The organism is Eudoraea chungangensis (genome assembly GCF_029360665.1).
Classification (GTDB): domain Bacteria; phylum Bacteroidota; class Bacteroidia; order Flavobacteriales; family Flavobacteriaceae; genus Eudoraea; species Eudoraea chungangensis.
This window is the reverse complement of record NZ_JARDUB010000002.1, coordinates 51,641-66,646: the sequence shown is the minus strand read 5'-3', so window position 1 is coordinate 66,646 and position 15,006 is coordinate 51,641. Positions and strand designations below refer to the sequence as shown.

The window sequence follows — 15,006 nt, the reverse complement described above, 5'->3', positions numbered from 1 at the left end:
GGGCTTTTTGAATTTTTAAAAGTAAGTCTTTTTATTATTTTATCTAAGTGATTACAGTCCAAAGCATTTCCAATTACGATAAAAAGCAAGCAACGGCAATAACCATAGGTACTTTTGATGGAGTACATATAGGCCATCGCAAAATATTAGAACGTCTCATAAATGATGCCAAAAAATCAGGTTTAAGGTCTCTTGTGCTTACTTTTTTTCCTCACCCTAGAATGGTTTTACAAAAAGATACCGATTTAAAGCTTTTAAATACGGTGGATGAAAAAGCGAAAATACTAGAACAAATTGGTTTAGACCATCTAATTATTCATCCATTTACAAAAGATTTTTCGCGACTTACAGCAACCGAGTTCGTAAGAGATCTATTGGTAAACGAATTAAAAGCAAAAAAAATCATTATTGGCTACGACCATAGGTTTGGCAGAAATAGAAATGCAAATATTACAGATCTAATGGCTTTTGGAAATACCTTGGGTTTCGAAGTTGATGAAATTGAAGCACAGGAAATTGATGATGTTTCTGTTAGTTCTACTAAAATTAGAAATGCTTTAGTAGAAGGAAATATAAAAACTGCTAACGAATATCTGGGTTATAACTACATGCTAACCGGATTGGTTAAGAAGGGCAAAGGTCTTGGCAGACAATTGTCTTTTCCGACAGCCAATATTGCAATTGCAGAAACCTATAAGCTTATTCCCAAAAATGGCGTCTATTTTATTAAAAGCACCATAAATGGTTCTAACGTCTATGGAATGATGAATATTGGTTTTAACCCCACCGTAGACGGTACCACAAAAAACATCGAAGTACACTATTTTGATTTTGAGGATGATCTATACGAACAAAATATTCAGGTTGAATTAATGGAACGAATAAGAGATGAACACAAATTTAATTCTCTTGAGGCCTTAAAAGAACAGCTTCATAAAGATAAAGCAACTTCTCTATCCCTAATATCCAAATAAATGCTAAACAGGCTATTCTTTACCAAAATAGACAATAGTCCTTTACTTATTTTTCGTGTTTTTTTTGGTATCCTGGTAAGTTGTGAGGGTTTTGGTGCCATTCTTACCGGATGGGTAAGAAGAACCTTTATAGAACCTCAATTTACCTTTTCATTTATAGGTTTTGAATGGTTACAGCCCCTTCCTGGAAATGGTATGTATATATACTTTATTTTGATGGGAGTATTTGGGATTTTTATCGCCTTAGGCCTAAAATATAGGCTTAGTATAATATCCTTCACCCTGCTCTGGACTGGAGTTTATCTAATGCAAAAAACCTCTTACAACAATCACTACTATCTCTTAATGCTAATTTCTATAATAATGTGCTTCTTACCAGCAAACAAGGCCATTTCCCTGGATGCTAAAAGACAGCCGGAAATTACACAAAATAGTATGTACGCCTATGTGAAGTGGGTAATAGTCTTTCAGTTATTTATTGTTTATACCTATGCGGCCCTTGCTAAACTTTATGCAGGCTGGCTTAATTACAGTTTTATAGAAGTATTATTTAAAACTAAAGAGCACTATTGGTTAATTGGAGATCTCCTCCAACAACATTGGTTACATGTATTTATTTCCTTTATGGGAATATTGTTTGACCTGCTTGTAATACCAGCCTTACTCTGGAAACCAACTAGGAATATAGCTTTTGGATGCGGGATATTCTTTCATTTGTTTAATTCTATGGTATTTCAAATAGGGATTTTTCCCTATCTGGCCTTGGCATTTATCGTTTTCTTCTATGAACCAGAAACCATAAGAAAAATCTTTTTTAAAAATAAACCCAAATATGATGTCCATGATTTTAAAATTCCATCCTATCAAAATGTCTTCTATCTATTTTTTGTAATCTATTTTCTTATTCAGATTGTTCTTCCCATAAGACATCATTTTATTCATGACGATGTGTTGTGGACGGAAGAAGGACATCGATTAAGCTGGCGCATGATGTTGCGAACCAGATCTGGCAGAGTTCATTTTAAGGTAGTGAATAAAGAGAGTGGCGCTATCACAAAAATAAATTTGAATGATTATCTCTCACCCAAACAAAAATACCGGATAGCCGCTTATCCAGATTTTATCTGGCAATTTGCACAAAGACTTAAACAAACTTACAAGGACCAGGGTATAGCGGTAGAGGTATACGCCAATTCTAGAATAAAGATTAACGGCTCTAAATTCTATACATTAATTGATCCGGAAGTAGATTTGGCACAGGAGCCATGGAATCATTTTAGACATCACGAATGGATTTTACCTTCTCCAAAAGAACTGTCTGAAAAATCTAAGGAAACACTTTCCAATTAACTAATTATGCTTTTTTTTCTAAAGAAAACCAGACCTCAACTTTAATCCTTAAGTAATTGACTAAATTTGCGGTTAAATTCTAAATGTCATGTTGCAAATACTTGCGATAAGAAACAACAAAGAGGCAATTGCCAACGCCCTTAAAAAACGTAACATTGATCCTTCTGGACTTTTGGAAAATGTCCTTGAGCTAGATGAAAGAAGACGTGCCTTACAGACAGAACTGGATAATTACCTTGCCGAAAGTAATGTTCTTTCCAAACAAATAGGTTCTTTGTTTAAATCAGGAAAACCAGAAGAAGCGAATGCCTTAAAGGCCAAAACCGGAGAACTGAAAGAAGCATCTAAACAACTTGGACAAGATTTACAAGAAACAACTGTAAAGATGCAGCAGGCTCTTTATCAAATTCCTAACGTTCCACATAATAGTGTTCCATTTGGAAAAGGTGAAGAGGATAATGAACAGGTTTTTAAGGAAGGAGATATTCCTAAATTGGGAGAAAAAGCCCAACCACATTGGGAATTAGCACATAAATATGACCTAATCGATTTTGAACTTGGCGTTAAGATTTCAGGAGCAGGATTCCCTGTCTACAAAGGAAAAGGCGCAAAACTTCAAAGAGCATTAATTGCGTATTTTCTAGATAAAAATACAGAAGCTGGTTACTCAGAAATACAAGTGCCTCTTTTGGTAAACGAAGCCTCGGGATATGGCACTGGACAATTACCGGATAAAGAGGGGCAAATGTACCATGTAACTAACGATGATTTGTATCTGATTCCGACGGCGGAAGTTCCAATTACAAATATTTTTAGAGACACTATAGTAAAAAACAAAGCCCTTCCACTCTCCTATACTGGTTATACCCCATGCTTTAGAAGAGAAGCAGGTAGTTATGGTGCACATGTGCGGGGTTTAAATAGACTACACCAGTTCGACAAGGTTGAAATAGTCCGGGTAGAGCATCCTGATCATTCCTACACAGCCCTCGATAAGATGGTAGAACACGTCAAAGGCCTGGTACGAGAGCTAGAATTACCCTTTCGTATTCTGCGTCTCTGTGGTGCAGATCTGGGATTTACAGCAGCATTAACCTATGATTTTGAAATTTTTTCGGCGGCCCAGAATAGATGGCTTGAGATTAGTTCAATTTCCAATTTTGAAACCTATCAGGCAAATCGCCTAAAACTTAGATTTCGAGATGAAAATAATAAATCGGTATTTGCTCATACTTTAAATGGAAGCGCTTTGGCACTTCCAAGAGTAATGGCAGGAATTTTAGAAAATAACCAAACTGCAGAAGGCATTAAAATCCCTAAAGTACTGGTTCCCTATACGGGTTTTGAATATATTAACTAGTCAAGACTTGTTCAATTAGACCATAAAATGCTCAACTTAATAGAAAATTTCTGGGCTTATTAGGCTCTAGGACGATATTATACTTTCTTTGACAGTCTTTTTGGGTAGGCTTCTTTAAATTTGATAAATTTTCTATATGAAATTAGGCTTTTTCAGCATCCTTTTATTCTTCTTTATTACTTGCTGGGGGCAAGAAGATTTTCTTGCAAAGCAATATTTTAATGATGGAGATTTTGAAAAAGCAGTTGTCTTCTATAAAAGTCTCACAGACAAAAACCCCAGAAGATCTGATTATGCTGAGGGACTAGTTGCCTGCTACCAACAACTAGAGAAATACAAAGAGGCCGAGGAGTTTTTATTAAAACGGCTTCATCAGGGAAGTCCCTACCCAACTGTCTTTATAGAATTAGGATATAATTATCAACTTCAAAAAGAAAACGAAAAAGCAAGCCAATATTACGAAAAGGCATTATCGAGAATAGAAGAAAACCCCAATTATGGTTATGGCATTGGCTTTAAGTTTCAACGCCTCATTCTTCTGGATTATGCCTTAAGAGCCTATGAAAGGGCCATGGAATTAAATCCCAAATTAGATTATAACTTCCAAATGGCAAGAATTTATGGCGAACAAGGTAATGTAGAAAAAATGTATGAGTCTTACCTCGAACTTATAAAAAAAGGGAAGGCGTCTCAAACTAATGTTTTAAGAAATCTAGACAATTTTATTAGCGAAGACCCTAATGACCCAAACAATATAAGTTTAAAGCGCACATTACTACTAAAAGCCCAAAACAATCCTGATATTTTATGGAATGAAGTATTGAGTTGGCTTTTTGTAAAACAGAAACAGTATTTAAGTGCTTTTAATCAGGAAAAAGCAATTTACAAACGTTCCGAAGGTAGATCTCTAAACAGAATTTCGGGCCTCGGAGACATGGCGTTTGATAATGATGCCCTGGAAGACGCTGCAATAATTTACACTTATATCGATAAAAATTCTGCAGATCCTGTAGCAAAATTAAATGCAAATCTTAGCCTGATAGACATAGAGCTTCTTGATGAAACCTCTAGAAATCTAGACAAGATAAATAAAGAGTTTGAACTGCTTATTGAAGAATATGGGTATGAAAATCAGACTTTACAATTACAAATAGCATATGCCAATTTCTTAACTTTTAAGAGAAACGAAGCAGAAAAAGCAATCGAAATATTAAAACAATGCCTTTCCCTTCCTCTTGACAGATTTAGCGTCGCCTATGTAAAATTAGCTTTGGGTGATATTCTGGTATTCAACCAACGATTTAACGAAGCTTTAATCTATTTCTCACAAATACAAAGGAGTCTTAAAAATGATATACTTGGGCAAAATGCGAGATTTAAAGTAGCTCAAACGAGCTTTTACAAAGGTGATTTTGAATGGGCTTTAACACAACTTAAAGTCCTTAGAAGTTCTACATCACAACTCATAGCAAATGATGCCATGCAACTCAGTCTGCTTATATCAGACAACTCCCTAGAAGATTCCACACAAACTGCCTTAAAAAAATATGCAAAGGCAGATTTACTGGCTTATCAGCAAAATACAAAAGAGGCTATAGAAGTGTTAAACGATATTCTGGAAAATCATAAAGGTGAAAAAATTGAAGATGAGGCCCTAATGAAACAGGGAGAATTATTTGAAGGTATTAAAGATTATACTGCGGCAGAAATGAACTATTTAAAAGTAGTTACCTTTTACGAAAATGACATTTTAGCAGACGATGCCCATTTTGCTCTAGCCGAACTATACCGAACGGTATTAAATCAACCTAATAAGGCCAAAGAGCATTATGAAAAGATTATCTATAATTTTCAGGATAGTTATTATTTCCCAGAAGCAAGAAAAAAATTCAGGATTTTAAGAGGCGATATTCTTAACTAATATCGAATACATTCTAATTAAGTAAACTATGCTGATTTATAACGTTACTATTAACATTGAAAATGATATCCATGACAAATGGATAAAGTGGATGAACCAGGTACATATTCCAGAAGTATTATCTACTGGTAAATTTTTGGAAGCAAAAATGGCTAAGGTTCTGGTTGAGGAAGAGATGGGCGGAACTACTTATTCGGTTCAATTCTTGGCTAAGGACAAAGTAAGTCTAGAAAAGTATTATCGCGAAGATGCAGTCATATTGCGCAAAAAGACTGCTACCCTATTTGGTAATAGTTTGGTTTCCTTTAGAACAGAGTTAGAAATTATTAGTGAACATAAAAGACAACCTATTAAGGCCACTGAATTTCTGTTTAGCTATGGTTCCTTGCAGGATACTTCTATTCATTATGCCTTACTCGGACGAAGTATAGAAGGAGAAGCTGACGCTCTGAAGGGTTATGTCATAGCCCAGGAAAAAATTGCTGGAGAATTTGTAGTTGCAGAACCTTCAATAGATCCAGAAGACAAAATTGAAGGGCAACTTTATGTGTTGTCACATATAGATATAGCCAAAATCGATTCTTATGAAGGTCCTGCCTATAAAAGGACAAAACTCCTGCTGGATTCAGGTAAAAATGCCTGGACATATGTACGAAATGTAGAAGATAAGGATGGCGAATAGAAAGAAAAAAAAGTCTTGGCATAAGAATAAAAGTTTTGACCAAAAAGATCCTGTCAAAGCCAAAAAACATCTAGGCCAACATTTTTTAAAAAGTGAAGAGGTCGCTGAAAAGATTGCCCATACCCTTGGTTTTCAAAATTATGCAAATGTACTGGAAATAGGACCCGGCACAGGAGTACTTACAAAGTACCTATTAGCCCAGCCCATAAGGCTAAAAGTCTTGGAACTAGACAGAGAATCTATTGAATATCTCAAAAAGGATTTTGCCATAGACAACCTCCAATACCAATTAAATCTTAGTAATTTTGAAATACTTGAAGGAGATTTCTTAAAATATAATCTGGATACTCTTTTTAATGGAAATCCCTTCGCAATAACCGGTAATTTTCCTTACAATATTTCTACTCAGATTGTCTTTAAAACTTTGGAACTAAAGGAAAGAATACCAGAATTCACCGGGATGTTCCAAAAAGAAGTTGCACAAAGAATATGTGCCAAAGAAGGTAACAAAACCTATGGAATACTCTCTGTTTTAGTACAGGCTTTTTATCATACGGAATTACTATTTATCGTAGGTCCGGAAGTGTTTTCTCCGCCACCTAAGGTAGAATCGGCAGTAATAAGACTAAAAAGAAAAGAAGATTTTACCTTAGGCTGTAGTGAAAAACTACTTTATAGAGTAGTTAAAACCTCATTTAACCAAAGGCGAAAAACATTGCGAAATAGCTTAAAAGTATTTATGCTTTCTGATAATCTAAAAGAAGATACTATCTTTGATCGGCGACCTGAAGAATTGACTGTAAACCAATTTGTAGAGTTGACAAATAAGATAGCAAATGACTCCATTTAAACTTACCGACGAGTTTATAGCAGAAATTGAACTGCTAATGGATTCTAATAAAGACTCCGAGCTTAAGTCTTTATTGGAAGAACTGCATCATGCGGATATTGCTGAAATAATCAATGAGTTCAAAGAAGAAAAAGGCACCTATCTAATAAAGTTATTAGATAGTGAAAAAACATCCGATGTTCTCATAGAATTGGATGAAGATATTCGGGAAGCCATACTCAATAATTTATCTTCCAAAGAGATTGCAGAAGAACTGGAAGAACTGGATACAGATGATGCTGCAGACATAGTTGCGGAACTGCCCAAAGAGATTGTTGAAGAAGTAATTTCTGAAATTGAGGATAGAGAACACGCAAAAGATATTGTTGACCTTCTTAGGTATGATGAAAATTCTGCAGGAGGCCTTATGGCTAAAGAGTTGGTAAAAGTAAATGAAAATTGGAATGTTCTTACCTGCGTTAAGGAAATGCGGGCACAGGCAGAAAATGTAACCAGGGTGCATTCTATATATGTAGTTGATGATGATGAAATGCTCATTGGAAGACTTTCCCTTAAAGATTTACTTACCACTTCTACTAAAGCACCCATAAAGGATGTTTATATCCCGAAAGTGGACAGGGTTAACATCAATGAAAAACCAGAGGAAGTTGCTAAAATTATGTCTAAATACGATTTAGAGGCCATCCCGGTAGTAGATGAAATTGGCCGACTTGTTGGTAGAATTACCATCGACGACATCGTTGATGTTATAAAAGAGGAAGCAGAAAAAGATTACCAATTAGCCGCAGGTATTTCACAGGATGTAGAGGCAGACGACAGTATTTGGGAACTTACCCAGGCTAGATTGCCCTGGTTATTTCTTGGTTTGTTAGGAGGGATTGGTGCAGCGGCCATTATGGGTGGTTTTGAAGAACTTATAAGTGAACATGCCATCTTATTCTTTTTTACGCCACTCATTGCGGCTATGGCTGGGAACGTAGGTGTTCAATCTAGTGCAATAATTGTCCAAGGTTTGGCTAATGATGACTTAAAGGGAAGTATTAGCAACAGACTTATCAAAGAAATGCTTTTAGCCACTTTAAATGGGCTAATCCTGGCCATTGTTTTATTATTCTTTACATGGATATGGCAGGGTAACTTGCCAACTGCTCTGGCTATCTCCATATCTTTGGTTGCTGTTATAATTGTTGCTGGTATAATAGGCACATTTATACCACTCTTTTTAAATCAAAGAGGTATTGATCCGGCTTTGGCAACTGGACCCTTTATAACCACAAGTAATGATATTTTTGGGATACTAATCTACTTTTGGATCGCTAGGATTGTTTTAGGAATTTGAGTTGGGCAGAAGGCCTATTCCCCTAGTTTTATTACATTTAAGAAATAGATTTATTTTCATGGAATTAAAAGTCGGCTTGGTGCAGGAAAGCCCTGTATTTTTCAATAAAAAAGCTAGTCTTAAGAAAGTTGAAGACCTAGTTAAAAAACATAGTAAAGAGGGCTGTGACCTATTGGTTTTTCCCGAATCTTTTATACCCGGTTATCCAAGAGGCTTAACATTTGGTACTACTATCGGTAGTAGAACGGAAGAGGGTAGAAAACTATTTTCAGAATACTATAAAAACAGTATTGACATTGAAGGTGAAGAAGTAGGATATGTAGAGAAGCTAGCATCAAAATACAACACCTATATAGTTCTGGGAGTAACAGAGAAAAATAAGGTGAGTGGGAGCCTATATTGTTCTATGCTCTACTTCTCCCCTAAAAGAGGGCTTTTAGGGAGTCATAAAAAGATAAAACCAACAGGGGCCGAACGCGTAATTTGGGCGGAGGCAGATGGAACTTCCCTGAATACGTTCCAAACAGAGATAGGCAAACTTGGAGGCCTCATTTGTTGGGAAAATTATATGCCGCTTGCTAGAATGTCTATGTATTCAAGGGGAGTTGAAATTTATATTGCGCCAACTGCGGATGCCAGAGAGGAATGGACTTCCAGTATGCAGCACATTGCACTAGAAGGCAGGTGTTTTGTTTTAGCCTGCAACATGTTTTTTGCTAAATCCATGTACCCGCACAATTACAGAAAATTATTAAAAAATGAACCAGAAGTAGTCTGTAGAGGAGGTAGTTTAATTGTCTCCCCACAAGGTAAAATAATGGCCGGGCCTTTATACGATAAAACTGGAGTTGTTACTGCAACGATAAATCTTGATGAGATTCAAAGAAATAAATTAGACTTTGATGTAATTGGGCACTATGCTCGAAATGATATTTTTGAGTTTAATGCAAATGGACAAAGAGAGACTATAATAGAATAGTTAGAATCTCTTTCTCTATTGATATAGTTACAACTAACCATTAAATAAAATCACTACGAAGAAACAGATAAATATTTCTCACAATAAAACTAAATTAAAGTTCCCATGAAAATACTGCATCTGGATATAAATCATCCTTTACTTATACAAGAATTTGAAAAACTGGGTTTTGAAAATATTGAAAACTACCATGCTTCAAAAAGCGAGATTGAAAAAGAAATACACCAATATGACGGGCTAATAATTCGAAGTAGATTTTCCTTAGACAGAGCATTTCTTGAAAAAGCTGGAAGGTTAAAATTTATTGGACGATTAGGAGCAGGATTGGAAAACATAGACATAGACTTTGCACGGAAAAGAGGCATTTACTTAGCGGCAGCACCAGAAGGCAATAGAAATGCAGTTGGGGAACATACTCTAGGTTTATTACTGTCACTATTTAATAAGATTGTAAAGGCCGACAGGGAAATAAGGAGCGGTCAATGGGATAGAGAAGGAAATCGAGGGATAGAATTGGACGGCAAAACAGTTGGAATAATTGGCTATGGGAATACAGGGAAGGCATTTGCAAAAAAGTTAAAAGGATTTGAAGTTGAAGTAATATGCTATGATATAATAGGGGGTGTTGGCGATAAGAATGCCAGACAAGTCGGAATATTAGAGCTACAGCAAAAATCAGATATTATTAGTCTTCATGTACCTCAAACAGAAGAAACAAAAGGGATGGTAAACGAATTATTTATAGGCGGTTTTCATAAACCCATATGGATTTTGAATACTGCAAGGGGAAAGTGTATAAATACTAACGACTTGGTAGTAGCGCTTAAATCTGGGCAAGTTTTAGGTGCCGGATTAGATGTTTTGGAATTTGAAAAGTCTTCATTCGAAAATATGTTTGACGATGAGCAATTACCCGAGGCCTTCGATTTCTTACTGGGTTCAGAAAATGTTGTATTAACACCCCATGTAGGCGGTTGGACTATAGAGAGTAAAGAAAAATTGGCTCGAACAATTACGGACAAAATAAAAGAGTATTTTAAACTAGAATAATTGATAATTAACACCATATGAAATCCGAAGCAAACTCAGTAGAACAATACTTAAAAGAGCTCCCTAAAGATCGATTAGCTCCGATGGCAAGACTTAGAGAAAGTATTTTAGAAAATCTACCGCCGGGATTTGAAGAAACCATGAATTATGGTATGATTGGTTATGTTGTACCACATAGGATCTATCCTGAAGGTTATCATTGCAATCCAAAATTACCATTACCATTTATAAATATAGCCTCTCAAAAGAATTATATTGCCCTCTATCATATGGGACTATATTCTGATCCAGTTCTAATGAAGTGGTGGAGAGATAATTATTCCAAAGAAACTTTAGGCAAACTAGATATGGGCAAGAGTTGTGTTCGTTTTAAAAACACCTCCCAAATCCCATTTTCACTAATTGGTGAATTATGTTCCAAAATTACTGTAAAACAGTGGATAGAGGAATATGAGAGTAGTCGAAAAAACTAATAATACTTCCTTGGCATCTAAGTTCTTAAAAGCATTGAAATATGCATTTCTTTGATAATGAATTAATTATTACATTTAAGGAAGTAATCAATAAATCACACAACTATGGCAGAAGACACCAATAATTCAGAAGATAAAGCCGAAGACAAATTTGATAAGGCCAAAAAGAAAGCTAAGGAATTTAAAGAGGAGGCAAAAGAATCCGCAAAAGAATTTAAAGAAGAAACCAAGGAAGCAGCAGAGAATTTTGCTGAAGGGGCGAAAAAATCCGCAAATGAATTTACGGAAGGTGCTAAAGAAGCCTTTGGAAGCTCAGCGGACAACAAAAAAATTCTTGCTGGTATTCTAGCTATTATTTTAGGTTCCCTAGGAGTACATAAGTTTATTCTGGGATACCAAAAAGAAGGTTTTATTTTACTTGGAGTTACTGTTGTGGGAATTGTATTAAGTTGCCTTGGAATAGGCTTGTTCATGGTTTGGATTGCCCAACTCATTGGATTGATTGAAGGAATAATTTACCTGACCAAGAGCGACGAAGATTTCTATAACACCTATCAAGTAGGAAAGAAACCCTGGTTCTAAAACCAGAAAAAACCGATCTTTTTTAAGGGTTGGTTTTTTTTATTAAATTTATTATCGTAATATTGCAATATAACAATACATAATGGGTCTAACTAAGTCACATATTTTCACCGAAGATCAGAATACTCTGGCAGATATTTTCAGAACACTTGCACATCCAGGAAGGATTGCGATTTTGCAACATATAAGTAAACAACAAGGATGTATTTGCAATGATATAGTAGAAGAAATTGGGTTGGCCCAGCCCACCATTTCCCAACACTTAAAAGAACTAAAACATATGGGATTAATAGAAGGGGAAATTAGTGGTAAAAAAGTATGTTATTGTATTAACACTGCCCGTTGGACAGAAATACAGGCATTAATAAATAATTTTTTATTAAGAACTGAATCGAATTGTTGTTAAATCTAGTCTTATGAAAACAAAAGAATTTTTAGAAATTTTAGAAAATAATCCTTCGTTGGAGCTCGTATTCGAATACCAGCCCAATGCCTTGGTTGGAGCAAATTACCATATAACTGAAGTAAAAAATATTACCGTAGAATCTGTAGATTGCGGTGGAAGGCAGGATTCATGGCATGAGACAATTGTACAATTATGGGAAAGTCCTTCTGAAAAAGAAAAAACTATTTATATGACTTCTTATAAGGCCTTACAAATCCTAAATCGAGTTCATGGTCTTAGGCCAATGAATTTAGAATCGGAAATTAAATTTGAATATGGGAATTCTGAATTCCATACATCTGTACTACATGCCTATGAATTTAGGGTAAATCAAGGCAAATTATATGTTTCCTTGAGCTTAGAAGAAACCCATTGTAAGGCTAATGACATTTGCGGCGTACCGCAAGAGGTTATGCTAGAAGAAGTCTCGGACTGTACTCCAGGAAGTGGATGCTGCTAATAGAACTACATTGAATTCAGACCTAATGAGCAATATCCTTATAATTCCAATGAAAAAGAAACATTGGGGTGCTGTTCAGAATATATATGAGGAAGGTATTAGAACAGGAACAGCAACATTCGAGATAGAAGCACCTGATTATGAATTATGGAACCAGAACCACTTAAAACATTGCAGGCTTTTGATTGAAAAAGACAACATTGTCTTAGGGTGGGCCGCTCTATCTGCAGTATCCGGTAGGTGCGTATACGGGGGGGTTGCTGAAGTAAGTATCTATATGTCGCAGAAAAGTCGGAGACAAGGCTTGGGGCAAGTTTTAATGAAAGCACTAATAGCTTGTAGTGAAAAAAATGGTTTTTGGACGCTTCAATCGGGTATTTTCCCCTCTAATGAAGCAAGTATTAAGCTACATGAGCGTATGGGTTTTAGGCATGTGGGCACTAGAGAAAAAATTGCTCAGCTTCATGGGGTATGGTACAACAATCTTATATATGAAAGAAGAAGTAAAAAAGTAGGACAGTAATATTCCCCGGGAAAAATATTCTGATTTTATCTTCAGGTAATTCTTGTTGAATTAAAATGCCACATGGTTACCCTGATAAATTGATAGTCGATCAGGCACAGCTTTACAAGGCTGAAAAAGAAACCCATTTTCTTAACCCAAGAGTCGTGCCGATTATGGAGAATTTATTCAAAAATAAAGTATCTAGTTATTTTCCATATGCTTTCTTTCTAATTCTGCCTGAAATTCTTCCATCACCGGTTTAACTGTGCTCTCTGGTAAATCTGAGATTTTTATATACATTAGGCCATCGACGGCATTATTAAAAAGAGGATCCACGTTAAATGCCACAACCTTTGCATTCTGTTTGATATACTTTTTAATTAAAACTGGGAGGCGCAAAGTGCCCGGTTCAACTTCGTCAATTAATCTGTCGAATTTATTTAAATCGGCCGCAGTCTCGTCAAAAATAAATTCTTTATCAGCATCATTTAGTTTCACCTTAAATGCCTTTTTGGGCCTTATATATTGGGCCACATAGGGATCCCAATAATTCGACTTCATAAACTCGATCATTAGAGATTTTGAGAAATTGGAGAACTGATTACTTATACTTACCCCGCCTATGAGATACTTATGTTCTGGATACCGCAGAGTGGTATGTACTATTCCTTTCCAAAGTAAAAATAATGGCATAGGTTTCTGCTGGTACTCTTTTACAATGTATGCCCTACCCATTTCTATAGACTGACTCATCATATTGTAAAGTTCAGGTTCTACCCCAAAAAGGTCTTGCAGGTAAAATCCATCGATCCCGTACTTCTTATATATTTCTGACCCCATACCCATTCTGTAGGCCCCAACAATTGTTTTTTCCAAACTATCCCATAAAAAAAGGTGGTGATAATAACTATCAAACTTATCCAGGTCAATAGACTTATTTGTTCCCTCTCCAATGGCTCTAAAAGTAACTTCACGTTGCCTGCCAATTTCCTTTAAAATAAATGGCATATCCTTCTCCTTCGCCAGAAAGACCTCATAATTTTTACTCTGAAGTAAACGACAGTTTTTTTCTCTTAATTTCTCTATCTCTCCCTCTATTACTTCTGTGCGCATAGCAGAGGCGATTTTCCTTTGAGGTTTTGGAATTTTCAAAGTTGTTGGTAAGGTATCTATAAGGCGCTCTTTTTCATATGCATTGGAGAGAATATAGGTCTTCTTCCTAAGCAAATCTGCATAATCTTCCAAAGATTGCTGCTCATTCTGGCTTTCCACAGAAATCGGTTGCCCTATACGAACCTTTATTGCTCTATTGTGCTGCGTAGTTAATTCAGATGGCAACTTGGCTGTCCTGAAAATATCATTAACTCTGGAGAGATAATAAAAGAGTTTGCTGTTTTTTGCGTGAAAATAAATTGGAACAACTGGCACTTTTGCCTTTCTGATTAGCTTTAAAGCACTTTCTTCCCATGGCTTATCAACTATTAACTTTCCATCTTTATAGGTGGAGACCTCACCAGCAGGAAATATACCCAAAGGATGACCATCTCTTAGATGCCCTAAAGCATTTTTAAACCCCGCAACACTGCTCTTAACCTCTTTGTGATTCTCAAAGGGGTTAACTGGCATGATATAAGGGGCCAAGGGCTCTACTCTTTGTAATAAAAAGTTCGCAATAATTTTAAAATCCGCTCTATGAGAAAGCATTAATTTTAAAAGCAAAACACCATCAATTCCTCCTAGTGGATGATTACTTATTGTAATAAAAGGGCCTTCTTTTGGGAGACGCTTAAAATCATCTTCAGGGATTTCAAAATCAATTTCGTAATGTGCTAGAATAGCTTCTAAAAATTCTGGGGCTTCTAATTCCTTATGCTTTTTATAAAATTTATTAATCCCAGATAACTTGGTTAGTCTCACCAACATCCAGCCCATAAAGGTGCCAAAAACACCATAAGAATCCAGATTAACCGCTTTAGCTACCTCTTTTACCGTCACTAATCCCATACGATAACTTTAATAAGTAAAGATAGGAAAAT

At 35.8% G+C, this 15,006-nt stretch carries 15 protein-coding genes; 14 read left to right on the top strand and 1 reads right to left on the bottom strand.

The features are described 5' to 3' along the window. The first annotated feature begins 47 nt into the window (after positions 1–47). From PXG98_RS04950 to PXG98_RS04880, 14 genes are all read left to right on the top strand, one after another. A complete protein-coding gene (locus PXG98_RS04950) occupies positions 48–974 on the top strand; it encodes a bifunctional riboflavin kinase/FAD synthetase (protein ID WP_276389314.1) in 927 nt (308 codons plus the stop codon). Beyond that, entirely contained in the window at positions 975–2,324 is a 1,350-nt protein-coding gene (locus tag PXG98_RS04945; protein WP_276389313.1) for an HTTM domain-containing protein, read from the top strand. 88 nt (positions 2,325–2,412) lie between these two features. Beyond that, positions 2,413–3,684, top strand: a complete 1,272-nt coding sequence (gene serS, locus PXG98_RS04940) for a serine--tRNA ligase (protein WP_276389312.1) — start codon at positions 2,413–2,415, stop codon at positions 3,682–3,684. Between the two features lie 136 nt (positions 3,685–3,820). Then, the gene (locus PXG98_RS04935) at positions 3,821–5,605 is read left to right on the top strand and encodes a tetratricopeptide repeat protein (protein WP_276389311.1); all 1,785 of its coding nucleotides are present in this window, start codon (positions 3,821–3,823) and stop codon (positions 5,603–5,605) included. A 28-nt stretch (positions 5,606–5,633) separates the two neighbouring features. Then, positions 5,634–6,287 (top strand): DUF4286 family protein, encoded by a 654-nt coding sequence (locus PXG98_RS16470; RefSeq protein WP_338150223.1) that lies wholly within the window; start codon positions 5,634–5,636, stop codon positions 6,285–6,287. Continuing rightward, positions 6,277–7,137 carry a 16S rRNA (adenine(1518)-N(6)/adenine(1519)-N(6))-dimethyltransferase RsmA gene (rsmA, locus tag PXG98_RS04920; protein WP_276389310.1) on the top strand — a complete coding sequence of 287 codons (861 nt, stop codon included), beginning with the start codon at positions 6,277–6,279 and terminating at the stop codon, positions 7,135–7,137. Before PXG98_RS16470 ends, rsmA begins: the two co-directional genes overlap by 11 nt. After that, positions 7,124–8,476: a magnesium transporter gene (mgtE, locus tag PXG98_RS04915; protein WP_276389309.1), complete on the top strand. Its 1,353-nt coding sequence runs from the start codon at positions 7,124–7,126 to the stop codon at positions 8,474–8,476. The genes rsmA and mgtE overlap by 14 nt, the downstream gene beginning before the upstream one ends. 58 nt (positions 8,477–8,534) lie before the next feature. Further along, positions 8,535–9,455 (top strand): carbon-nitrogen hydrolase family protein, encoded by a 921-nt coding sequence (locus tag PXG98_RS04910; protein ID WP_276389308.1) that lies wholly within the window; start codon positions 8,535–8,537, stop codon positions 9,453–9,455. 105 nt (positions 9,456–9,560) lie between these two features. Next, positions 9,561–10,505, top strand: a complete 945-nt coding sequence (locus PXG98_RS04905; RefSeq protein ID WP_276389307.1) for a 2-hydroxyacid dehydrogenase — start codon at positions 9,561–9,563, stop codon at positions 10,503–10,505. Positions 10,506–10,522: 17 nt separating this feature from the next. Next, positions 10,523–10,978, top strand: coding sequence for a DUF1801 domain-containing protein (locus PXG98_RS04900; protein WP_276389306.1), 456 nt, complete (start codon positions 10,523–10,525; stop codon positions 10,976–10,978). 105 nt (positions 10,979–11,083) lie between these two features. Beyond that, the gene (locus PXG98_RS04895; protein WP_276389305.1) at positions 11,084–11,560 is read left to right on the top strand and encodes a TM2 domain-containing protein; all 477 of its coding nucleotides are present in this window, start codon (positions 11,084–11,086) and stop codon (positions 11,558–11,560) included. Positions 11,561–11,642: 82 nt separating this feature from the next. Beyond that, the gene (locus tag PXG98_RS04890) at positions 11,643–11,966 is read left to right on the top strand and encodes an ArsR/SmtB family transcription factor (RefSeq protein WP_276389304.1); all 324 of its coding nucleotides are present in this window, start codon (positions 11,643–11,645) and stop codon (positions 11,964–11,966) included. A 10-nt stretch (positions 11,967–11,976) separates the two neighbouring features. After that, on the top strand, positions 11,977–12,465 hold the full coding sequence (locus PXG98_RS04885; RefSeq protein ID WP_276389303.1) for a DUF6428 family protein: 489 nt from the start codon (positions 11,977–11,979) through the stop codon (positions 12,463–12,465). A 49-nt stretch (positions 12,466–12,514) separates the two neighbouring features. Beyond that, positions 12,515–12,988 carry a GNAT family N-acetyltransferase gene (locus PXG98_RS04880; RefSeq protein ID WP_276389302.1) on the top strand — a complete coding sequence of 158 codons (474 nt, stop codon included), beginning with the start codon at positions 12,515–12,517 and terminating at the stop codon, positions 12,986–12,988. A gap of 183 nt (positions 12,989–13,171) precedes the next feature. On the opposite strand, the gene PXG98_RS04875 is transcribed toward PXG98_RS04880, so the two are convergent. Then, entirely contained in the window at positions 13,172–14,974 is a 1,803-nt protein-coding gene (locus tag PXG98_RS04875; protein WP_276389301.1) for a lysophospholipid acyltransferase family protein, read from the bottom strand. Positions 14,975–15,006: the final 32 nt, after the last annotated feature.

Excerpts from the sequence above, each read along its gene's own strand:
- PXG98_RS04880 (WP_276389302.1), top strand. The coding sequence starts at position 12,515 with ATGAAAAAGAAACATTGGGGTGCTGTTCAGAATATATATGAGGAAGGT.
- mgtE (WP_276389309.1), top strand. The coding sequence starts at position 7,124 with ATGACTCCATTTAAACTTACCGACGAGTTTATAGCAGAAATTGAACTG.
- PXG98_RS16470 (WP_338150223.1), top strand. The coding sequence starts at position 5,634 with ATGCTGATTTATAACGTTACTATTAACATTGAAAATGATATCCATGAC.
- serS (WP_276389312.1), top strand. The coding sequence starts at position 2,413 with ATGTTGCAAATACTTGCGATAAGAAACAACAAAGAGGCAATTGCCAAC.
- rsmA (WP_276389310.1), top strand. The coding sequence starts at position 6,277 with ATGGCGAATAGAAAGAAAAAAAAGTCTTGGCATAAGAATAAAAGTTTT.
- PXG98_RS04895 (WP_276389305.1), top strand. The coding sequence starts at position 11,084 with ATGGCAGAAGACACCAATAATTCAGAAGATAAAGCCGAAGACAAATTT.
- PXG98_RS04890 (WP_276389304.1), top strand. The coding sequence starts at position 11,643 with ATGGGTCTAACTAAGTCACATATTTTCACCGAAGATCAGAATACTCTG.
- PXG98_RS04905 (WP_276389307.1), top strand. The coding sequence starts at position 9,561 with ATGAAAATACTGCATCTGGATATAAATCATCCTTTACTTATACAAGAA.
- PXG98_RS04875 (WP_276389301.1), bottom strand. The coding sequence starts at position 14,974 with ATGGGATTAGTGACGGTAAAAGAGGTAGCTAAAGCGGTTAATCTGGAT.
- PXG98_RS04945 (WP_276389313.1), top strand. The coding sequence starts at position 975 with ATGCTAAACAGGCTATTCTTTACCAAAATAGACAATAGTCCTTTACTT.
- PXG98_RS04885 (WP_276389303.1), top strand. The coding sequence starts at position 11,977 with ATGAAAACAAAAGAATTTTTAGAAATTTTAGAAAATAATCCTTCGTTG.
- PXG98_RS04935 (WP_276389311.1), top strand. The coding sequence starts at position 3,821 with ATGAAATTAGGCTTTTTCAGCATCCTTTTATTCTTCTTTATTACTTGC.
- PXG98_RS04900 (WP_276389306.1), top strand. The coding sequence starts at position 10,523 with ATGAAATCCGAAGCAAACTCAGTAGAACAATACTTAAAAGAGCTCCCT.
- PXG98_RS04910 (WP_276389308.1), top strand. The coding sequence starts at position 8,535 with ATGGAATTAAAAGTCGGCTTGGTGCAGGAAAGCCCTGTATTTTTCAAT.